Genomic DNA, 22,221 nt, shown 5'->3' on the forward strand with positions numbered 1-22,221 from the left:
CAATAATTTCCATAAAAATAAAAAAATTAAAATTTTTATCTTTATTAACCTCAACTCTATAATATTGTTATTTAATTAACAATATTTTGTATATTATGTTCTATTTCATATGAAGTTTCATCTAATGTTTATTAATATATTTATATCTAGAAACAAAAATACTAGTTAGTTTATTCTTTTAAACTAACTAGTATTTTAACTAAATCACTTCATCATAATATATTTATTGGCAAATTCTAAATGTTTTTTCATAGCCTCAGACGCCTTTTTAGGATTACGATTTTTTAGTGCTATATAAATATCCTCATGCTGGTCTGCAAGAACTTCCATATTTCCTTCATCTACTATTATCTTTTTTCTAGCATCCTTAATAAAGGAATCTATTAATGAGGATATTGCATTTAATATATTTACTATTATAAAATTCTTGGAGGCCTTAGCTATTTCATAATGGAACCTTTTATCAATTTTTACGTTATCATTTTCATCTTTTGAATTTTTAAAGGCTTTTATAAGTATTTCAAGGTCTTCAAGTTCCTTATCCGTTATCTTTTGTGCAGCTATAGCTGCAGTCTGCACCTCTATAACTCTTCTTACCTCAATAATTTCCTCAGGATTACTATCTTTAAGCATGAACATTATTGATAGAGGTTCAAATAAACCATTTTCAAGGTCTTCACTGATATAATTTCCCCCACCCTGTTTACATTGAACTAATCCTATAATTTGAAGTGCTTTCAAAGCTTCTCTAATAGATGTTCTACTTACCTGCAGTTGCTCTGCAAGCTCTCTTTCTGAAAGTAATTTATCTCCAGCTTTAAGAGTACCATTTATTATCATATCTTTAATTTGATCTATTACTTGCTCATAAACTTTTGTATTTTTTATTGATGAAGACATTCAATCAAACTCCTTAAGTATTGTATTTAACTCACAATCATAATGATACATTATAGAATTCAAGAGGGCAATAATTATTTGGTTCTGCAAGTCTTATCATCTTTTCTTAGAGCCTTCCGGAATGTTAGCCAGATAATTCCAAAAATTATAACAATATACATATTTTGTACCAATCCTTCGAAAAACCCTTCCTAAATCTTCTTTTTCCTGTTTTATCAGTAGATGAAATAGTTGACTTTGTATAAATAATATACTATCATATTGCTAAAATATGGAATTTCAGGAGGGGTGATCTAGCCTATGAGAGAAGTATACAAAAATATTTATTTGGAAGAACTCCCATTGCCAAATAATCCCTTAAAACACTTAAATTTTTATATTATTAAAGGTCAAGAAAAATCTATGATTATTGATACAGGCTTTAACCGTGAGGATACAAAAGAAGATATAATGAAAATTTTTAAAGAATTAAATTTGAAACCAGAAAACACTATTCTTTTTCTGACTCACCTACATTCAGATCATACAGGGTTAGCTACTTATTTAGAAGAAATGGGTTTAACTATATATGCAAGTAAGATGGATGGTGATTTATTAAATAATAGTGTAGAAAAATCAGACTCAATGTGGCAGGATACAATTCAACAGGGAGTTTGGCAAGGATTACAAGAAGACACGCTAGATATCGAAGATCATCCGGGATTTAAATTTCGCCCAACTTCTTATATAAATTTCATTTCTGCAATTCCAGGTGAATATATTCAAATTGGAGAATATAATTTTGAAATTATAGATTTAAAAGGTCATACACCAGGTATAGTAGGTCTTTATGAAAAAGAACACAAGATACTATTTTGTGGGGATCATATACTAGGAAAAATAACTCCAAATATTACGTTTTGGGGTTTCCAATATGGCGATATACTAGGAACTTATTTAAAAAGTTTAGATCATGTTTGTAATATGGATATTGATTATTTGTTTTCTTCCCACCGTTTTTTAGTAGACGATCACCGCAGACGAATCGAAGAGCTTTATGCCCATCATGCTAGAAGACTAGACGAAGCAAGAGAAGCCTTAAGAAAATCTGGAAGATCTACCGTGAGAACAGTAACTAAGCAACTACATTGGGATATTAAGAGTAAAAACTGGGATGACTTTCCAAAGTCACAAAAATGGTTTGCAGCTGGAGAGGCCCATGCCCATTTGGAACATCTTAGAGCTTTAGGAGAAGTAACTATGGAAGAAGAAGATGGTGTTCTTTACTACTCAATAAAAGAATAAAAATTAAGGGGATTTAACTTGAAATTTAAATAACCCGGCAGTTCCTTAAAACTGCTGGGTTACTCCTGTAACGTCACTACAAATTCCACACCTTCCTCAGTATTATCTGCAATTACATTGCCATTATGGGCTTCTATGATTTGCTTTACAATTGCAAGTCCCAGTCCCCACTGGCCGGATTCATCTTTTTTATATCTATGGAAAAGGCACATAGGATCTTCTTGATTAAAATGTGGTCCATCGTTTGCAATCTTAATGACAATTGATGATATAGAATACATAGTCTCCTTTTTTATGCTAATACTTATAACAGATTTTGCATAACGAATCTGGTTTTCTATAATATTTTCAAATGCTGTTAATAGAGCTTCTGAATTTCCCGCAACCTCCACAGGGGTTATATTCACATCCCATCGGAGATTAGGTTTAATTATTTGAAATCTACGAATAAGGCTATTCAGTAGTCGGTCAATACGAATAGAATCTTGTTTACCTTCATTTTCTAATGCATGAGCATATGTATAAAGTTTAAGCAATTGACTGACACGGCGTTCAAGATTCTCAGCTTCTCTTCGTATAACCTCAGCAGGAGATTCAGGTGAGTCTACTAAAAGACCATCAATCATCGCTTGTGAATACCCTTTAATCACCATAACAGGTGTTTTCAAACTATGCGAACTTGATTGAAGAAACTCTCGTTCCCTATCATCTCTTGTTTTCAGTACTTCTCTCATATGATCTAAGGAATCTGATAATTCCTGTATTTCAGCTGTGTCCGAGATAGGAGGAGTTACATCCCATTTATGATTTGCAATATCGTCAGCAAAAGTTTCTAAATCATAAATCGGTTTTACAATCTTATTAGATATAATTTTTGTCACTATAAAACTTATGATTAAAGTAATCATAAAAGCAATGATAAATGATAAAGATATTAACGGCTCAACTTCAGTTGAAGCAATGAATACCATGATACCCTCTGAATCATCACCATACTCTGCATAATAATAGTGCCGTTGGTTCCCCAAAGTAATCTTACCAAGGCTATAAGATCCGTTTATCTTTTCTTCAATGACTTTTTTACTAATGGCTTCTAATATATGACTTCGATTGCCCTTATCCATATAACGACTCGCTGTCTTAGGATCTGCTAAAATACCATAATCATCTCTGGATTTTGTAATTAAAAAATGATTTATATAGGTGATTTCTTTATCACTTCTTTGAAATCTCTTTTTATCTTGTGCGGCTTCTTTCAATTGATTAAAAAGAAAATCTTCCTTTGATTTCTTAAGAATAACAGAATTTATGATAGTAATTGAAGTGAGGAAAAGAAGAAGAATTCCTATGACCATACGCCAAATTCGTGAATTCATAGAATGAATTTTTCTCTTTGATGTAATCATAAATCTTCTCCTTTCAACATATATCCGTATCCATAAATTGGTTCAATTGAAAGTTTAGGCATCTTCTTTCGCAGCCTTCGAATAGTATCATCAACTACTCTATCTGAACCGAAATAATCCATCCCCCAAACTGCATCAATCATATCATTACGACTAACAGCTTGATTAATATACTTAATAAGAAACTCAAGAAGATCGTATTCTTTGTTAGATAGTGTAACCATTCCATCTTCTACAGAAATTGAACGTTTTGAAGGCTCAAAGATATATGGTCCTAAAATATAGCAGTTATTTTCAGCAACTGCTGAATTTTTTCGTTCTAAAATTCTATTGACGCGAATAACTAATTCTCTCGGTAGAAAAGGTTTAGGTAGATAATCATCACTGCCCATTTCCAGACCAACTACCCTGTCAAGTTCTGCATTTCTAGCAGATGTAAAAATAACGGGTACATCTGGTGTAGATCTTTTTATTTCCTTTATTAAACTGTAACCGTCCATACCTGGAAGCATTATATCTAATATCCAAAGATCTGGTTCCTCATTGATTCTAGATTTAGCTTTTAAACCATTGTCGAAAACAACCACTGAATAACCAGCTTCTATTAAATATGCACTTAGCAATTGACTCAGTGACTTTTCATCTTCCACTAAATAAATCCTTTTCATACCTTCACGTCCTTAATAATATTAGTATCTATTAAACTGGTCTCCGTCAGGTCTTTTATCATGATAACGACCACCTTCAGGCCTTTCGCCACGGGAACGGCCACCTTCTGGCAAGTCATTGACAATAGCTTCTACATTCTTTCCACCTGCATTTATTAAAGCATTGGCAACAGCTTCTTTTATTCCCATTGAAGAGTAAGTCGCTCCAGATACTGAATCCACATCTGCCGTCTGGGAAGAAATAATCTCAGAAGCTACAGTACTATATGCCCTATCAAACCATTTGGCATCATCTACTGTTTCAGTAACTTCAATCTTGGTAATTTGTTCACTTTGTACAGTGACTTCGGTAGTCATCTCTCCCCTAAACCCTTTCCCAGTTCCTGTATAAATTCCGTCAGCTATGCCAACAGCATCCCCATATTCCACTGTACTCTCTCCAGTAATAACCGTTGATCTATCACTTAAATTACTAGATAATACACCTATGTTTAAACTGTCATAATTAATATTATTATATACAATAAATGCAAATACTGACAAGGCACTAGCAATAATTAAGGGAAGGACTATTTTCCTCTTTTTGCCCTTAACCGGTATTATACTTACAGTTAATGCGTTACTAACAGGACATTCTGTAACACATTCCATGCAGTTAACACACTGCAAAGATCTTACTTGTCCATACGAAGATACATTTATGTTCATAGGACATACTTTGTTGCATTTATTACAATTAATACATAAATTTTTATCCCTAATTATAGCCACAGGCCTCAACATGCTAAAAACACCATATTTTGCACCTTCAATACATAGATAATTACAAAATGGTCTCTTAAAAAACAAGGATATTCCAATAAATATTCCAATGACAATCCATCCTATTACCGTCAAACTATTTCCTGTAAGAACCACTGACAGGTTACTGCGAGGATCTATACTTAATAAGTTAAAAATAAAATCAGCACTAATAAATATAGTAATAATCAACAACACATATCGTGAGCATACTAAAACTTTATTTAGACTTTCAGAAACTGTACATTTTTTTATTCCTAGTTTATCTCCTAGCATTCCAAAGAAGTCTTGTAATGTACCAAAAGGGCAGATCCAGCCGCAAAAGACAGGACCCATAATAAAAGTAACGCCTAACAAAAGTGCTTTAGCTACGGGATATCCTCTGAAAACGCCAATAGCTGTAAGGACAATAGCAAAAGCTTGCACAACATATCGCATTTTTCCCACCATTTTCTTTTTCATATTTATCTTGTTCATCCCTTTCAAATGTATATTTTAAATTTAAGATTATTATCCTACTTTGTTGAAAATCAATATACATCATAGTGGTGGGAAAATCATGTGAAAATAGTGTGAAATAAATTCCCATAGCTAATTAAGTTTCTTCACTTATTAAATCTCTTATATACTCTTTTATATTTCCTTTAGGGTTTTCATATAATACGTGTCTCATAATATACTTATTATCTTCACTGACATTTATCATTTCCTTTTTTATTAATTCTCCTATATCACAATGGATTACTTTCCATAAAGATTTATTATGATTTTTAGATTTAGGACTTTTATAAGGATGCTTTTGGAAATCACCTATATCATGTATAGATTTATACTTAGGTTTTATAAATATAACTATACGAGTACCAGTATACTCACAAGTTTCCATATTGTATTGCTTTATAAAATGAATATGGTCCCGTCTTCTATTTGAATAAGCAGCCAACTTTAAACACCCCCAATATTTTAGTGAACTGAACACCTTCCTAAGATGCGAATTCCATACTTCTAATTCAGCATTAAAATTTCCCTGGACTATATTTTTAGTTTACTCGTATATATTAGTAAATAAACCTATTCTTAACTAATATTATAGGGAGTGAATATTATTGAAAAAGAAAATATCCTTCTTTTTAGTTTTGTTAACTATAATTTTTTCCATGCTTTCCTTTAATGCCTGCGGATCAAAAAAAGAGGCATCCACATCCGGAACCCAAATAGCTCAGAATCATAGCCAAATGAATGTTAAGGCTGATATAGCCAGCGGTCAGAATTCAAAAATAAAACAGGAGTCTAAAGCTGCCACCACTCCAGAAAATATTGATGCATCTAAGTTATCTCAAAGAAAATTAATACAAAGAGGATATTTAGAAATTCAAACAAAGGAATTTCAAAAATCTATAGCTGCTCTTAATGAAAAGGTAAAGATTTTAGGTGGATATATTGAAAATTTAACTATATCTGGAAATAGAGTAGAAACTATAAATAACTCTCAAATGCGACATGCTAATTTTTCTTTAAGAATCCCAACTAAGCACTTTAACTCCTTTATGGATGGCTCCTCTGTTATAGGAAATGTTGTAACCACCAGCATAAGCGGTGAAGATGTAACCTCTCAGTATTTTGATACAGAGGCTAGATTAAAATCACTTAAACTTCAAGAGGAACGACTTTTGGAACTATTAAAAAAATCAGGGACTTTAAAGGATGTACTTGAAATAGAAAAAGAACTTGCAACCGTTCGCTATGAAATTGAAAATCTCACCGGAACACTAAAGAGACTTGATAACCTTATAGATTATTCAACCGTGGATGTAAACTTACAGGAAGTTGATGTACTTTCTCTTGGAAATGCCGGAAGTGCTTTAGGCGAAAAAATTAAATATAAATTTATAAATTCTATAAATAATGTAATTCAAATACTAAAGAGTTCAATTATAGGAGTAATTGCTTTTATACCATATCTTATAATTATAATTCCTATAGTTCTCATAATAAAATACCTTTCCAAAAAAAGTACTAATAAATTCTTAATTAAAAATCCATTCAAAAAGAATAAAGATGACAAATAGCTGCCTGTACAGCATCTTATTTTGATAAAAAATAAGGTGCTTTTTTAAGCACCTTTGTGTATATTAAAAGGGGGAGGTTCTTTAAGCTAGAACTATTTTGTTAGTTATATTTATGTAATTAATTATAGATAATAATTATTAACTAGTAGTTATGAAATTATTAAGAATCAATAAACTATTTTTTATTTTATAAATTTCTATAAATCATGTGAGGAGAATTACTATGTCTAATTTTACAATTAAATTACTTGCGTGCTTGTGCATGCTGATAGACCACATAGGAGCTGCTTTATTTCCACAGTATATATTTTTAAGGATAATTGGTAGACTAGCCTTCCCTCTATTTGCTTGGATGATTGCTTTAGGCTATAAACATACTAGCGACCCTATAAGGTATATGAAAAGACTTGGTATTTTTGCTCTTATATCTCAAGTTCCATTTAATCTTGCACTTAAAGCTCAAAGTTTAAATATATTTTTCACCTTACTTCTTGGATTAATGGCAATTTATTTCTATTCAAAATATGAAAAGGAACAAAATGAACGTGGTAAACAATTAAGTATAATACTTCCAAGCATTATTGCTACAATACTTAATACTGATTATTTTGCTTATGGTATTGCCACTATATTTTTATTTTATTATTATAGCCAAGATTTCAAAAAACTCATTAAATCTCAAGCAATTTTAAATATAGCTTTAATATCACTTTATATCATTTCAGTAATACTTAGAGGGGCTTCTTTTGAGTTAGGCGGAATAATTCAAGCGTTTTCATTATTTTCTCTAATAATAATAAAATACTATAATGAAAAACAAGGGTTCAAAAAATACAAATATGCCTTTTATGCTTTTTATCCAGTACATTTATTAGTTATATATTTTATGAAGATAACATTTTTCTAATTATTTTTGCATAAAAAAATAGCCGATTTGTATACTCTCTTACTATATACAAACCGGTTATTTTTCAGCTTCCAATTCCTGACCACACCCATCAATAGCTATTTGAAATTTTATCATTCCTTTCTTAAGATTTTCCTTAAATAATACTGCTTTAGATTAGGTTGTTCAGCTAGAACCATCTATTTGTGCTGAACCCTTATATCTATTAAAATTTAAATCTTTTATTAAACTCCTAATTTAGTTTTCATTTACTGGTTTAAGAGAATCATTTAAAGGAATTGGAGCCTTTAATACCACCATCACCTACCTATCACTCTTAAAGATTTCTTTGAAACTTTTTATAATAGGTCTAAATAAAGTTAATTGTTTTGGTGGAATCATCTCCTATCTTTAGATTTTTATGTTTTAGTTTTTGTTTGGTGTCTGATTATATTTTATAATTTTCTGACTATTTTGTCAATTACCTTTATACCCTGTTATCCCCTATTGCCTGTCCATTTTCTTTGATTTTCTTCATTTTCTTATTATTTAATACTAAAATTATTATTATAAAATAAAATATTTGTTCTAATTTCATATTAATCTGTTGTAATATGTCTTGAAAAAGCATAAAAAAGTTAATATAATTTATCTATTAAAAATTCTATAGAATTTACAATTAAATTTATATTTTAAATAAACATGCCATTTAAGGGGGAGCTTTAAAATGAAACAAGAACATAAAATGATGATAAGTGCTTTTGGTTATTCAATAGGTCATGTAGAAAAAGAAGATGAAAATAATATTGTGTTTTATCAATCTATGGATGACGCATTTCATAGAAGCTTTAAGGTAGCTAAGTTTTATGAAGAAAAGAACATTATTGAAGTATATGACCATGAGGAAAATTTACTGGAAAATATAAGACTGCCAAAACAAAAATAAAGCCTTGATTTTCAAGGCTTTATTTTTTATTTATTTTACTATTTTACATACCCATCTTACAAGTTCTTTCTTCCCTTCATAAGGAATATACATAAGTACTTCCGCTGCTCTTTTATCTTTAAACTTATCTATTCCTTCATTTATAAGTTCCACTATCTTATATACATTGTTCTCATCTTGAAGATACCCATTTATTCCTTCAACAACTTTAGTTTGCATACTATCCACATTTATAAACTTTGCCATCATTGGATTCATATTTGATGTAAACTTTACTATTTCCTCTGATATCTTTTTCTTGAAATTAGGGTTATTTACTATACCCTTTAAAAATCTTATTATATTTTCACGATTATTGAAAATATAAACCTTTATCATGTTCTCAGAGCCCTGTGGAAGTACTTCTTTTAAAGTTTTATCACTCTTTTCTAAAGCCTCAAGCTTTTCCCATAACTTTTCTTCCATATTCATATCCCCCTATTTATTAAAGTAATTACTTCTAATCATCATATCTGAAATATCTATACTTAGTATACTATGTTCTACTTGACTTTTATTACTCTTATCTCCTATATATGTTCTGTCTGAAAGCACTGTAAAATCTTTCTTTGTATTTACAAGTATTCTTCCCATTGCAGTGTTTTCAAATTTTGACTTATCTATTCCCATCATATAAGCTACAGTTGGCATAGTGTCTATTTGTCCGCCATTTACTGTAAATTCCTTATAACTTATATCCTTATTGTATATGATAAGAGGAATTTCCCAGTTGTTTTTCATCCACCAGTCTTCTTGAGGTTTTATATCCTTAAGTTCACTTTCATAGTACTTATGAATTCCGCCGTGATCTCCATATATAACAACAACTGTATCCTCTAAAAGCCCCTCTTTTTTTAAGTTATCCATGAAAATTCCTATATGCTTATCTGTATAGTGTATGCTTTGGAAGTATCCTCCAAGTTTTGTTTCATCAAGGGCTTTATCAATTTTAAGCTCCCTATACTTTGATTCAATATCAAAAGGTGCATGGCTTGAGAGTGTTACCATAAATGTATAAAATGGCTTTTTAGCATTCTTTATAAGTGGTATAGTTTGCTTTAGGAAGCTCCCATCGCTCATCCCTAGTCCTATAGTTTCATCTACATTAAAATACGAAGAATCTATACAATTGTCAAATCCAACAGCAGTTAATCCATTTTTCCAGTTCCAAAAGGAAGCCTTATCTGGATGTATCGCTTGAGTATAATATCCTTCCTCTTTTAAAAGCTTTGGAAAGGAATTATAAGTATTTTGTGGAAATCTAAAAAACGTAGCTCCTTTTCTTACGGGATGCATTGAAGTATTGGAAAGAAGGTCTGAATCTACACTTGTACCATTATATACCTGCTCATGAAAATTTGAAAAATAATAACTGCTATTTAAAATTTTATTTAAATTAGGAGTTACTTCCTGCCCATTAATTTTTTTACCAATCACAAAGTTTTCTAAAGACTCAACTTGCAAAAATATAACGTTTTTACCTTTAAAAATCCCCTTATACTCATTATCAGGCAGGTTTTCTTTATTATCTTTATACCAAGCCTTTATTTTATCATTTTCTTTATCACTTAGAGTAAAAGGCTTTTTCACTTCATTATAGTAATTATATCCATCATATATATGATATCCTATAGGTGATAAGTTGGACATAGTTTGATTAGGAGCCCAGCAAGTATAAAAAAAGTACTGTCCATCTTTTCCTGTCTTTTTTACATCTATATTATAATGGATATAATATATTGATATTATACTTATAAGTAATATCCATAAAAATGACATTATATTTCTTTTATAATATTTATATGCTATCTTATTTTTAGTAAGCATATATGGCATATATAATATATCTATCCAAAATATTATATCTATGGGTCTTGCCATAGAAAGTATAGAATCCGTTAAGTTGTCCAAGTTAGATGTTTGCTGAAAAATGTATGGAGAAATAAAGTTTCCAAAACCTCTGTAATACCACAGGTCTGATAGTAATAATATAGTAATAGCCACATTAACTAAAAAAAGTACCCAGCCATGAATTCTTCCACTAAACAAATATGCAATACTTAAAAAAATCATTATAAAAGCAAGGTATGCTGCAAGTGGAGGTGGTGCAAAAAATGCCTTAAACATATTTATTCCAGACACATTATCATGAGCTATAACACCTAAAAAAAGTATGGACTTTATAAAAATAAATATGGTTGTTAAATAAAATAACGAATCATATTTAAAATATTCTATGATACTTATGATGCGGGGATGGGTTTTTTCTTTAGTTAACAGCAAATGATATCACTCCTTAAATAATATATTAATCTTTACTTTAAATTTTGTTATATTTATGTTAAACCTTTATAATTATAACCTTTTCATGTACCTGTTTTCAAATATAAATTTGTCAAAAGAAGGTGTTTTTTTGAAAAAATGCTCATATAAACCAATAATATTTGCAGTGATCTTTCTTTTACTATTTATAGTATTAGCCCGCTATACAGAGCATAGAAATTTAGAAAGCTTAAAAGGGGTAACCTATAGCGTTTCTGTAAATAGTAAAGATATTAATCTTCCTGAAGTAAGCGATAAAGCAATAGAATATAAAAAATCTAATTTAAACATATGGACTATAAGCTTTATACTTACCTTTTTAATTCCAATATTTTTCTTAGTAACTGGACTTTCAAAGGGTATAAGAAATTTTATAGAGAGAAGAACCCGCAGATTTTTTATAATATCTGCAGTATATTTTGTTATATTTACACTTATAAACTTTCTTTTAACGCTGCCTTTGGAATTTTATAGCAGTTTTATTCAACCTCATAATTTTGGACTATCAAATCAAACTTTAGTAAAATGGCTTACAGATTCTCTAAAAAGTGTTTTATTGTCTTCTATAACTGGAGCATTGTTTATATGGTTCCCTTATTATGTTATACGAAAAAAAGAAAAGCTCTGGTGGCTTTACATGGGATTTTTATCTATTCCCATTATATTTTTTATGACCTTTGTCTCTCCTTTCTGTATAGATCCTATATTTAATAAATACGAAGATATTAAAGATAAAAATCTAAAACAAAAAATAGAAGTTCAATTAAAGAAGGCAAATTTAGAAGGAACTAATGTATATCAGGTAAATAAAAGTGTAGATACAAAAGAAATGAATGCTTACATGACCGGTGTTTCAAAATCTAAGAGAATAGTCTTATGGGATACTACTATAAATAATTTAACTGATGAAGAAACCCTAGGAGTGCTTGCTCATGAAATGGGCCACTATGTAATGGGGCATGTGTGGAAATCCATAATTCTTGGAGGAGTTTTGATTGTATTTGTACTTTACTTAACCAATAAAAGTGTGCTTTATATAATTAAACTTTCTAAAGGTAAATTTGGATTCAATATGATATCTGATATTGCTGCACTGCCTTTAATATTACTTGTTTTAAACTTTTATATGTTTTTAAGTAACCCAGTAATAAATACCGTTTCTAGACGCATGGAAATTGAAGCTGATAGATTTGAATTGGAGCTTACTCAAAATACAGAAGCTACTATAACATCTACCATAAAACTTCATGAAGGAAGCCTAGCTCTCCCCTATCCTGGAAAGCTATTTGAAGTATGGTACTATTCTCATCCACCTTATCTAGAAAGGGTGGAATTTGCTAAGGACTATGCACCTTGGAAAAAAGATGAACCACTAAAATATGATAAATACTTTAATAAAGAGTAGTCACTAATCTGTAATCGATAAATTCTCTTAATATAGTAGACTAAAGGTGCTAGGTACTATGATTATATGAAACCTTACGAGGGAAAGTTTCATATAATCCTAATATCTAACACCTCTCATCTAGTATCTAAAAGTAAAATTAATTATTTTCCTTTTCTAACGGGTATCCATATTTCACTTTTAAAAGTTGGTGAAGTTACATCCTTTTGTTCATTCCACAAGATTTCTGGCCCTTCTGCTATTTCATAGTTTGAAGATGGAAACCATTCGGAATAAATGCGTCCCCATATATTTTGAAGAGTCTCAGGGAATGGTCCAACTGCTTCAAATACTGCCCATGTTGATGCAGAAACGTCAAGTTTAGCTAAATTGCCTGGGCAATCTTTATTTGTTGCTACACCTATATAATGATCAAGCTCTCCTTTTTCCTCCATTCGATCTTCAGAAAAATTCACTGACGCACTAATTATTCCAAAAGGCTCCACATTAGAAAGGCTCTTAAGCTCACTTATTATTTCACCATTTAGACTTTCCCACATAGCTGCAATATCTGGATTAACTCCATTAAAAATTATAGGAACTCTTTTTGTAATACCAACTATGGAAAATGCCTCTTTTTCTTCAATTCTATACTTCATTTCATTTCCTCCCTTAATTGTTAATTGAAAGGTCATTCGTGGATAAGCCTTTAATGATTGACCATTATTTCTGGCTTCCGATGGTGTTATTCCATGTAAACCTTGAAAAGCTCTAGTAAAAGAATCTGCTGAGCTGTATCCATATTTAACTGCAATATCGATTACTCTCATGGTATTATTACTAAGTTCAAATGCTGCAAGAGTCAGTCGTCTGCGGCGAATATATTCCGAAAGTGTAATACCTGCAAGGAAAGAAAACATTCTTTTAAAATGATATTCTGAGCACACAGCCAGCCTTGCCACTTCTTTAAAATCAATTTCTTCAGTAAGATTCTCCTCAATATAGTTTAATGCTTCATTCATTTGTTTGAGCAAATCCATTTTCATGACCTCCCTTTCATCAATAGAATATCAGAAATTAAATATATCTATCCGACATTTCATGCACAGTTATGTAGGGTTGATTAACTTTAAATTGTATATAATAACAACTAATAACCTAACTCTTTTCCTACAATAATTACCTTTATCCTATCTTTAACAAATTGTCCTGTGATAATTGAAAAATCGTTACATATTCTATTAGGACTTTTGCAGTCTACACAGTATCCCAAAGTAGTACATGGAGTATTTTTATTTAATCTTTTTGCGTCAATTGGAGCTGAATAATTTCTAACTCTTTTTTCTGCTTCTTCTAAGTCCTTAACAATTTTATTTATTCCAGCTACTAAAACAACCTGTTTAGGACCATAAATCATTGGCGCAACTCTACTTCCATTACCATCAATATTGTAAAGTTCTCCATTTTCAGTTAAAGCATTTGTACTACACATAAAAGTATCCGAAGAGAAATTCTGTATATAAATTTGCTTCTTTTCTTCACTTGTTATATTTTCTTTATATTTATCTAAAAATTTATAATTTCCTTTACGAAGAAAATCTATAACTCCTGTTTCAAATAGTGTCATAGAATCACCAACACCTACCACAGAGTTTTCAGCTATAAGTTCGTTTAAAAGCTCTATCAGCTCTATTTGATTCTTAACAAAGTATCCCCCCATATTATGCTTTCTTAAATTATCTATTGTCCTATCAACTTGTTTTTCTACATACCATGAAATATTGTTATCCATTATAGTTTATTTCCTCCTATTTTATAATTTTTAAACAGTAGCATTACTAAAACAGCATCAATTAATAATATACTTCCATTTATATAAAATGGAGTTGCATGTCCAAAAGATTCATATACCCATCCTCCAAATAAGGGGCCAATAGCTGCTCCCAAACTTGTTACTAATAAGTATATACCATAAATAGATCCAAGAGTATCTTCTCCAGCTATGTCTGCAACTAAAGCTTCTTGAGCTGGTGAAGCCATAACCATTCCTATTGATTCTAACATCCAAAGTACAATTAATACTTTAATACTTGAAAGATTTGTAAATCCAAAAGAAACTATGCCTGCACCAGTTAATCCTATAATCATGGGAATTATTCTGCCGACTTTGTCACTAAACTCACCTAGTTTTGATGGTAAAAAAGCATATATAAGAGCAGCTGGAATAAATGCAGTTGCTAATATCCCGATGTCTGTGGTAAATTTATCTTGAAGATAAACCATAAGAAGTGGAGTTATCATAGAAGATGACATCGAACTTATAAAAGTTATAATTAGCAGCTTAAAAAAGTCACTATTTAATGTAACTTTATGCCCTATATTTTTTTCATTGTTTACTGTTCTCGTTTCAGGAATGTATTTGTATACAATATATCCTGCTATTATGGATAATACTGCATATCCTTTAAATAAAAAGCTCCATCCGCTTATAAGAGTAAAATTGCTTATTACACTAAAACCTATTATACTACCATATAATGCTCCCTTTGCATGGGCACCATCTATTTGACCAATTGCACTTCCTCTTTTTTCATTATCAGCAATATCCACTGCTATGGAATAAGCAGAAATCCACATAAATGAAGAGCCTACAGCTTGAATAAATCTACTAACATATAGCATGATAATATTAGTTGAGTAAGAATACAAACCCATAGAAATTGCATAAAATAAAAATGAAGCAGTAAAAAAATTCTTTCTTCCATATCTGTCTATTCCTTTTCCTATCAATGGCCTTAATATTAAAGTCACAATACTGAATATGGAAAATAAGCCTCCAATAGTTATTGCAGTTCCTCCAATCCTCTTACTGTATATAGGCAAAATAAATGAAATAATACCAAATGCAAATGAACCAAGCATAACAGACCTTTTCAAATTATCATTTACTTTAACATTGTAACCCATAAATATTCCCCTTTTTTATTCAACCTTATTATCATCCAATACCTTGTAAACCACTTATTCTATCCAATATCCAATTGCCATCGTCCTTTTTTATAAAAGTACTAGTTCTTTTGAAATGAAATAAAGGTCCACATTCATCCAACTTACCTGATTCTTCAATTATAAGCTCTCCTACTACATTACCTTCTTTACTTAACTCTTTATACTTTTGGAGATTTTATATTTCCTTTTTGAATTTCTATTAAAGGTTTCCATGTTTTTTTAAGTATAGCTATAGCTTCATCTTCTTCTAACTTTATTTCTTTTGTCATATATGGCTTATTGCCTTAATTAAACTTATATGTCCCATAGCCATTATAATAGCAATTACTAGAATTACTATTCTTAACTTAAAAATCCTTTTTTTATTGGTCATTTCATCTATCTTTTTTATATTTTTCTTTAAAAATTCATCTACTTCTTCTCTTTTCTCTAGGTTTACTTCTAATTCTGTGGTAATAATGCTATTTTTTCTTGTAAAAATTTCAAATTGAACTATATTGTCAGATATCCATGAATAATTTTTAATTCTTTTTGATTTAGTGAAATAAGAAAGTCCTGAATCACCCGAATATATATCATTTTGAGTTTTTCCCAGTATTGGCAATATTAGAATCCATAAAATACATGTCTGTATTTGCATAGTGATTTGCAAAATCTCTTGAGCATCAATGTTCTTACCTCGCAGATAATCTATTAAACTTGTTACTGCTGTATAACTCCATAATGCTAATCCTATAATATATACTATTAAGAAAAAATTTTCCTTTCTTTTAATAATAAATCCACCTTCATAAATTTCATGATACAAGTTTAATATTAAAAGACAACTGATTATTATATTTCCAATAATATAAGTATCCACATTCACTAAATACCGCCCCATTCTGCACACTCTTTTTTGCACATGATGTAAGTAATTTACAACAAATTACCATTAATTAATATATCCCCCTTTTTATGCTGTCTATAATTTTATTAAGTTTTGTTTCACTTAAAATTTCATGGGTAATGAACTTACCATTATAAAATACGCTGTAAATACTAAAGGCTGATGGAAGATGCTCTATCTGTTCTCTATTATCAATTTTAATAATATCTAATGGAATACCTTCTCTCTTTGCTAATTCCTTTATTACTGTATTGGTGTAGTACTCAGTAAAAGGACAAAGATTTGAATAATATACTGTTAACCCACTTTTATTGCTGCATATATTTTCTTTTGCACACTTATTAAAAATAGGATTTTCAGCATTAGGATTGTTTTTATAAACCAATAGTTCAAAGTATGGTGGAGCTGTATCACAAACTTCAAATCCATGACTTAAAAAAAACTTTTTATCTGACATATATGGTTTCTTTTTATTGCTGGTAAGAACTACAATCCCATCCTTACCCTCAGAGTCTTTTACGCATTCCTCTAAAAGCCTTCTTCCGTAACCTTTTCCTGCATATTGCCCCGCAACCCAAAAGCAGTTAATTATCATGTAATTTGATGCAGTAATTGGTATCCAAGCGATTTCAGAAGGACAGTATTCAATAAAAACCTTATGCTTAACATTAAATTTCTTAAATACATACCCTTTTGTAAATTGCTGCTTCAGCCATTCCTTCTTCTTGAGGTATCCTTCGAGGCATTTTTTATCTGATATAGCACAGCAAATATGTTCGTTACCGATATTTTCCTCATTTAAAGTTATAATCTCCATCGGATCCTTTAAATCCTTCATATAGAAAAACTCCCTTCATTTTATAGTAACTTTATAATAACACTACAAATATGCCAACTGTATGTCATATTAAACTATTCTAATTTTAGTTATCACTTGTCAAAAATAAAATCCAACTAATTTACTTAGCTAGATTTTATTTTTATAATCATCTAAAATATATTTTCTATATTTCCCAAAGCATTTGATATGTTCCCCTGATACTCTCCACCATGGTAGCAGATTATCTTTTGTATATCGTACTTAATCAGTTTTGAAACTGATTTCTTTGCTTCTGTCATATCTAGTGTAAATTGTGGTGCTGCAATTTCAAGATTGCCATTTTCTATTGCTAAAGCATCTCCGCTAATTAAAACCTTAAACTTTTTTAAATAAATAGAAATATGTCCTGGCATATGCCCTGGCGTTTCAAGAATTTCAATTCCTCCACACCAAGTAAAGTAGTCTCCATTTTTTACAGTCATATCTACTTCTACATTTTCAACTGTTCTTAAAATATTTTGAAATGCCTTTCCCGCTTCTTGTTGCTCTGGTGGCAACATAGATTGAGTTTGTTCAGCCTGCTCAAGTCGTAATGACTTTAATCTCCCAGACACATAAGGAGCATCCTTTTCACTTGCAACAACTTGAACATTAGGATACTTTTGCTTTATTTCAGCTAAACTCCCCATATGATCGTGGTCATGGTGAGTTACAATTACTTTTGTTAATCTAGAAAAATCTACATGTCTTTTACAAGCTGCCTCTTCTAACATTGGTAAAAAATCAGCATATCCACAATCTACTAAAATCATTTCATTTTCATCTTGAAGTATCACAGGATAAATTGTATTTTCACCATATCCAAAATTAAAATTAATCTTTAAAATAACTATATTATCCATAAATTTCTCCTCTGTGAAGTATAAGTATCTATCTAATACTTCTTAAACTTCGTAATCTACTACTACTCTTTCATTTACAACTTTCTTAACAAATTCTGCAACTTTTATATGCTCGGGATGATTTTGATATATATCTAAATCTTCCATATTTTCAAACTGTGAGTATAAAACAACATCATATGCTTGAGATGAGCTATTAACATTTATGCCGACCTCTATAAATTTAAGTTCATTAATTTTATCTTGTAAATTTTCTAAACCTGTTTTAATTATCTTAGCATTTTCTTGTTTTTCTTTACCCTCAGCAAACTCTCTTAGTTTCCACATTACAATATGTTTAATCATTACTTCTTCTCCTTCTTAATTCATATACTAGTCACTAACTTTATTCTTCTCTAAAAGTTTCAAAAATCCTTTCTTTGTTTAAATATCCTAAGTAATAAAAATGTAATTGTAATTAGCTGAAATATACCCCCCCTTGAAAATTGAATAATCATAGTATCTATGGTAAAATCAAATTGAAATTTTTTCTATTATTTTATGTGAGGTAAATAACTATGAACTATCCCTTTGAAAATAAAAAAGATCAAAAGTTATCTTTTTCTAATATAAGTCACAGTAATCTTCGAGCTGATTGTGACAACTGCTTTGGTTTCTGCTGTGTTGCACTGTACTTTTCAGCTTCAGAAGGATTCCCTGCGAATAAAGATGCTGGTACTCCTTGCATCAATCTGCAATCAGACTTTCGCTGTAAAGTCCATAAAGACCTCAGAAAATTAGGACTTAAAGGTTGTATTGCCTATGACTGTTTTGGAGCGGGACAAAAGGTTGCTCAAGTCACATATAATGGACATGATTGGAGAGAAGATCCCGAAACTGCACAGCAAATGTATGAGGTTTTCCTAATTATGCACCAAATTCATGAAATGCTTTGGTATCTGACAGAAGCACTTAGGCTAGAGCCAGTCCGCAATATCCAAGACAATCTTAACTCCATGCTAATTGAGACCGAAAAACTTACTCTTTTAAGTGCTGACTCTCTCTTAGAGCTTGATATTACATCGCACCGCTTTAAAGTTAATGCTCTGCTTAAGCAAACCAGTGAACTTGTACGAAACAAATTCCATGGTGGTCAGAAGACTTCTTCAAAGCACCAAAAAACTCTTAGCCGAGGACGAGATTTTATTGGAAAAGATCTCACTAAAATCAATCTGAGAGGTGAAAACTTAAGTGGAACATATCTTATTGCTGCTAACCTTAGAGGAATGGATTTGAGCGGCACTGATCTTATTGGTGCTGATTTAAGAGATTCTGATCTTAGGGGAGCTAACCTTACTAATAGTATCTTTCTAACTCAGGGACAAATTAACGCAGCAAAGGGAGATTCTGAAACAAAGCTACCTATGTCACTTAGTAGACCTTCACACTGGTCAAAATGATTTGCTCTCTAATAAAATAAAGAGTTCTATATACCGCATTGTTTAAAATGGATATGCGGTATTTTTTATTCTGTACAATTCAGAAAGTTTGACTTTATCTTTTCTTAAAGCTATACTATACTTAATATGTGTATAAATAATGATTATTAATTACATATTAACATTTATTATTTTTTGTATTCATTATGGAAACACTAACATATAATAATGAATAAATATAAAGTATATAAAAATAGTACATAATTGTTAACAAGGAGTGTTATGATGCTAGAATTCAAACCATTAACTTTAGACGACAAAGATTTATTTGAAAAATATATAAAACCTTATAATTTTTCTACTTGTGAATATTCATTTTTAAGTTTGTTTTTATGGAGAAAAGGGTGCGAAATACATTACAGTATAATAAATGATGTTCTTATTATAAAAAAAGTGGACTTCAACCATTCATCTCACTTTATGCAACCATTGGGTTATAAGATGAAAGATCTCAAAGAAATAGTTGATACACTTATAGAATATAAAAAAGAAAATAATATGGATTATCTATTTAAAGATGCTGAATTAAATTTTATAAATGATTTAAAAGAAGTATATGGAGATTCTTTGGAAATCCTGGAAGATAGAGATGGTGCAGATTATATATATTTAAGAGAAGATTTAGTTAAATTATCTGGCAAAAAGTATCATGCGAAAAAAAATCATTACAATGCCTTTGTAAAAAAATATAACTATAAAGCAGTACCTATTACAGAAGATATAGTAGATGACTGTTTAATGGCTGGAAGAGAATGGTGTAATAAAAATGACTGCAAAGGATATGTTCTTTATGAACTCTTTGGAATAAAAGATCTTCTTAAAAACATAGCCAAAATAAATTTTGTAGGAATGGCAGTATACGTGGATGATAAAATTTCTGCCTTTACCATAGGCGAAGTAGTTAACGAAAATACAGCAATAATTCATATAGAAAAAGCAGATGCTGATGTGCGTGGATTATATGCCTTTGTAAATAGACACTTTCTTGAAGAATACTTGCCAAGTGTAACCTATGTAAATAGAGAACAGGATTTAGGTATAGAAGGTCTTAGAAAGGCTAAGCTTTCATATAATCCTGTGGAACTTGTAATGAAATACATTGTGAAGTAAATAATGTTGATTTTTATATTTGTTCCTAATAAACAAGTTAAGAGTTTCTAAATTTACAAGTGTCAAATACTAAGAACTTATGAAAACCCGCGTTGTTGCTCAGACAATTCATAAGTTCTAAGGTCTTTGCCACTTATTTTATTAATAAACTCTAACAATTGCCCTAATGACACATAATATAAACCAACATTATTTACATTTCATTACCTTACTGCTATGAAAAATCAAGCTAAACTGAATTTCTATATATTTTAGCTTCTAGTGTCTTAATTCTAAATTCTATTATCCATCCATGTTATTATATCACTTATTACTTCATTTTTATTTACTTCATTTAACATTTCATGTCTTCCACCTTGATAAATTTTGCAAGTTACATCTTTCATTCCTATTCTTTTATAGGTATTATATAAATTTGTTACGCCCTTTCCTTCTTCTCCTACAGGATCTTCAGAACCTGAAAAAATATATATAGGAAGCTCCCTTGTAATATTATTCAAGATATGGGGCTTGCTTAGTTCATCAAGACCTTTAAAGAAATAATAAAAAAATGATGATGTAAAGGCATGCCCACAGTATTCATCCCTTATATATTTATCCACTTCACCTTTATCAGAAGTGAGCCAATCAAAGAATGTTCTTTCTGGTTCAAACTTTGAGTTATATCCCTTAAATATTAAATTATTTAAGCTTTTTCCCTTATTTCGCGGCCCTTTCATAGATACTTCAAGTTTTGCAAGAGCCATACCCATTTTTAATTTTTGTCCTTGCTTTCCGTTTGTCCCTGAAAGTAAAGCTCCATTAAGTTCTTTTCCATAAAGGGCTATATATTTTTGCGTTAAAAAGGAACCCATGCTATGTCCTAGAAGAAATATTGGTACATTCTTGTAATCCTTTTTTGCAATTAAAGTTACCTCATACATGTCTTTTATCATCCAATTGAAGCCATCTGTATCTCCCACATATCCCAAGTCTTCTTTATTTTTTGCTGTTTTGCCATGGCCTCTGTGATCATTTATATAAACTGCATAACCGTTTTCTATGAGCTTTTGTGCAAAGTATTCATATCTCGCTGAGTATTCTCCCATTCCATGGGCAATTTGCACTACAGCTTTTGGAGTACCTTCCGTTTTCCATTTGTATACATGAATTTCTACGCCATCAACATCTTTAATATTAAATTCAATACTCCTCATTTACCCACCTCTAATAACTATGACTTATACTATAATTTTACCACAATTGAAAAAATAAATTTATGAATATTCAGGAAATTTTTCCCTGAATAATAATAGGGAAGTTTGCTTA

22 protein-coding genes are annotated in these 22,221 nt (G+C 30.4%); 7 read left to right on the plus strand and 15 right to left on the minus strand.

Going from position 1 to position 22,221, the window contains the following annotated elements:
* Positions 1 to 204: 204 nt before the first annotated feature.
* On the minus strand, positions 205 to 900 hold the full coding sequence (locus JOC70_RS10985) for a FadR/GntR family transcriptional regulator (RefSeq protein WP_204598941.1): 696 nt from the start codon (positions 898 to 900) through the stop codon (positions 205 to 207).
* A 300-nt stretch (positions 901 to 1,200) separates the two neighbouring features.
* Between JOC70_RS10985 and JOC70_RS10990 the strand changes: the two genes are divergently transcribed.
* A complete protein-coding gene (locus tag JOC70_RS10990) occupies positions 1,201 to 2,184 on the plus strand; it encodes an MBL fold metallo-hydrolase (protein ID WP_204598942.1) in 984 nt (327 codons plus the stop codon).
* 59 nt (positions 2,185 to 2,243) lie between these two features.
* On the opposite strand, the gene JOC70_RS10995 is transcribed toward JOC70_RS10990, so the two are convergent.
* From JOC70_RS10995 to JOC70_RS11010, 4 genes are all read right to left on the minus strand, one after another.
* Entirely contained in the window at positions 2,244 to 3,590 is a 1,347-nt protein-coding gene (locus JOC70_RS10995; RefSeq protein ID WP_204598943.1) for a HAMP domain-containing sensor histidine kinase, read from the minus strand.
* On the minus strand, positions 3,587 to 4,258 hold the full coding sequence (locus JOC70_RS11000) for a response regulator transcription factor (RefSeq protein ID WP_204598944.1): 672 nt from the start codon (positions 4,256 to 4,258) through the stop codon (positions 3,587 to 3,589). Before JOC70_RS11000 ends, JOC70_RS10995 begins: the two co-directional genes overlap by 4 nt.
* Before the next feature lie 21 nt (positions 4,259 to 4,279).
* On the minus strand, positions 4,280 to 5,521 hold the full coding sequence (locus JOC70_RS11005) for a 4Fe-4S binding protein (RefSeq protein ID WP_204598945.1): 1,242 nt from the start codon (positions 5,519 to 5,521) through the stop codon (positions 4,280 to 4,282).
* 133 nt (positions 5,522 to 5,654) lie between these two features.
* Positions 5,655 to 6,002, minus strand: coding sequence for a hypothetical protein (locus JOC70_RS11010; RefSeq protein WP_204598946.1), 348 nt, complete (start codon positions 6,000 to 6,002; stop codon positions 5,655 to 5,657).
* Positions 6,003 to 6,165: 163 nt separating this feature from the next.
* On the opposite strand from JOC70_RS11010, the gene JOC70_RS11015 reads away from it, so the two are divergent.
* From JOC70_RS11015 to JOC70_RS11025, 3 genes are all read left to right on the plus strand, one after another.
* The gene (locus JOC70_RS11015) at positions 6,166 to 7,128 is read left to right on the plus strand and encodes a DUF4349 domain-containing protein (RefSeq protein WP_204598947.1); all 963 of its coding nucleotides are present in this window, start codon (positions 6,166 to 6,168) and stop codon (positions 7,126 to 7,128) included.
* Positions 7,129 to 7,351: 223 nt separating this feature from the next.
* Positions 7,352 to 8,035 carry a TraX family protein gene (locus JOC70_RS11020; protein WP_204598948.1) on the plus strand — a complete coding sequence of 228 codons (684 nt, stop codon included), beginning with the start codon at positions 7,352 to 7,354 and terminating at the stop codon, positions 8,033 to 8,035.
* A gap of 706 nt (positions 8,036 to 8,741) precedes the next feature.
* Positions 8,742 to 8,960 (plus strand): hypothetical protein, encoded by a 219-nt coding sequence (locus JOC70_RS11025; RefSeq protein WP_204598949.1) that lies wholly within the window; start codon positions 8,742 to 8,744, stop codon positions 8,958 to 8,960.
* Positions 8,961 to 8,990: 30 nt separating this feature from the next.
* Here the strand turns inward: JOC70_RS11025 and JOC70_RS11030 are convergent, their stop codons facing one another.
* Positions 8,991 to 9,425 (minus strand): hypothetical protein, encoded by a 435-nt coding sequence (locus JOC70_RS11030; protein ID WP_204598950.1) that lies wholly within the window; start codon positions 9,423 to 9,425, stop codon positions 8,991 to 8,993.
* A gap of 12 nt (positions 9,426 to 9,437) precedes the next feature.
* Positions 9,438 to 11,282 (minus strand): LTA synthase family protein, encoded by a 1,845-nt coding sequence (locus tag JOC70_RS11035; RefSeq protein WP_243429109.1) that lies wholly within the window; start codon positions 11,280 to 11,282, stop codon positions 9,438 to 9,440.
* Between the two features lie 130 nt (positions 11,283 to 11,412).
* Here JOC70_RS11035 and JOC70_RS11040 point away from each other — a divergent pair, with 130 nt between their 5' ends.
* On the plus strand, positions 11,413 to 12,726 hold the full coding sequence (locus tag JOC70_RS11040; protein WP_243429110.1) for a M48 family metallopeptidase: 1,314 nt from the start codon (positions 11,413 to 11,415) through the stop codon (positions 12,724 to 12,726).
* A gap of 143 nt (positions 12,727 to 12,869) precedes the next feature.
* Here JOC70_RS11040 and JOC70_RS11045 read toward each other — a convergent pair whose 3' ends face one another.
* The 7 genes from JOC70_RS11045 to JOC70_RS11075 form a co-directional block, all read right to left on the minus strand.
* Positions 12,870 to 13,745, minus strand: a complete 876-nt coding sequence (locus JOC70_RS11045; protein ID WP_204598951.1) for an AraC family transcriptional regulator — start codon at positions 13,743 to 13,745, stop codon at positions 12,870 to 12,872.
* 110 nt (positions 13,746 to 13,855) lie between these two features.
* Entirely contained in the window at positions 13,856 to 14,497 is a 642-nt protein-coding gene (locus tag JOC70_RS11050) for a lactate utilization protein (RefSeq protein ID WP_204598952.1), read from the minus strand.
* Positions 14,497 to 15,672, minus strand: a complete 1,176-nt coding sequence (locus JOC70_RS11055; protein ID WP_204598953.1) for an MFS transporter — start codon at positions 15,670 to 15,672, stop codon at positions 14,497 to 14,499. The genes JOC70_RS11050 and JOC70_RS11055 overlap by 1 nt, the downstream gene beginning before the upstream one ends.
* Before the next feature lie 307 nt (positions 15,673 to 15,979).
* On the minus strand, positions 15,980 to 16,582 hold the full coding sequence (locus JOC70_RS11060; protein WP_204598954.1) for a hypothetical protein: 603 nt from the start codon (positions 16,580 to 16,582) through the stop codon (positions 15,980 to 15,982).
* 70 nt (positions 16,583 to 16,652) lie between these two features.
* Positions 16,653 to 17,441, minus strand: coding sequence for a GNAT family N-acetyltransferase (locus tag JOC70_RS11065; protein ID WP_243429111.1), 789 nt, complete (start codon positions 17,439 to 17,441; stop codon positions 16,653 to 16,655).
* 152 nt (positions 17,442 to 17,593) lie between these two features.
* Positions 17,594 to 18,325, minus strand: coding sequence for an MBL fold metallo-hydrolase (locus JOC70_RS11070; protein WP_204598955.1), 732 nt, complete (start codon positions 18,323 to 18,325; stop codon positions 17,594 to 17,596).
* A 42-nt stretch (positions 18,326 to 18,367) separates the two neighbouring features.
* Positions 18,368 to 18,670 (minus strand): Dabb family protein, encoded by a 303-nt coding sequence (locus tag JOC70_RS11075; protein WP_204598956.1) that lies wholly within the window; start codon positions 18,668 to 18,670, stop codon positions 18,368 to 18,370.
* Positions 18,671 to 18,882: 212 nt separating this feature from the next.
* On the opposite strand from JOC70_RS11075, the gene JOC70_RS11080 reads away from it, so the two are divergent.
* Positions 18,883 to 19,764 carry a pentapeptide repeat-containing protein gene (locus JOC70_RS11080; RefSeq protein ID WP_204598957.1) on the plus strand — a complete coding sequence of 294 codons (882 nt, stop codon included), beginning with the start codon at positions 18,883 to 18,885 and terminating at the stop codon, positions 19,762 to 19,764.
* Positions 19,765 to 20,028: 264 nt separating this feature from the next.
* Positions 20,029 to 20,913 carry a DUF2156 domain-containing protein gene (locus JOC70_RS11085; protein ID WP_204598958.1) on the plus strand — a complete coding sequence of 295 codons (885 nt, stop codon included), beginning with the start codon at positions 20,029 to 20,031 and terminating at the stop codon, positions 20,911 to 20,913.
* A gap of 272 nt (positions 20,914 to 21,185) precedes the next feature.
* Here JOC70_RS11085 and JOC70_RS11090 read toward each other — a convergent pair whose 3' ends face one another.
* Positions 21,186 to 22,109, minus strand: coding sequence for an alpha/beta fold hydrolase (locus tag JOC70_RS11090; RefSeq protein ID WP_204598959.1), 924 nt, complete (start codon positions 22,107 to 22,109; stop codon positions 21,186 to 21,188).
* Positions 22,110 to 22,221: the final 112 nt, after the last annotated feature.

Source organism: Clostridium pascui, from assembly GCF_016908015.1.
GTDB lineage: Bacteria > Bacillota > Clostridia > Clostridiales > Clostridiaceae > Clostridium_AK > Clostridium_AK pascui.